At 63.3% G+C, this 270-nt stretch carries 1 protein-coding gene; it reads right to left on the reverse strand.

Annotated elements, in window-relative coordinates:
• Nucleotides 1-270 (reverse strand): DUF748 domain-containing protein (locus tag GN208_RS17975; RefSeq protein ID WP_243828529.1); only part of this gene is annotated, 270 nt, incomplete at both ends.

Below are 270 nucleotides of genomic sequence, written 5' to 3' on the forward strand. Positions count from 1 at the left end.
GTCCAGATACGGATCGAAGCCTGCGAGCGACAGGTTCTGCGAGTTCACGCGCAGGTCGGCCTTGAGCGGCTGCGGCACGACCTCGCCGCGCACATCGAGCTTGCCCTTGGCACCCAGCCCTGCGCCAATTTGCACGCTGACCGGTTTGCCGAGATCGGAGGAGGCGTTCTGCACGACCACGTTCAGCGGCTCGACACGCACCTTGACCGGGCGCGAGTTCGATTGGTCTTCAAAGCCGACAGCGCTGTTGTCCAGCTTGAGCGTTTGTAC

Origin of the sequence: Morganella sp. HSTU-ASny43, from assembly GCF_022819185.1 — a bacterium.
GTDB classification, from domain to species: Bacteria; Pseudomonadota; Gammaproteobacteria; order Enterobacterales; family Enterobacteriaceae; genus Morganella; species Morganella morganii.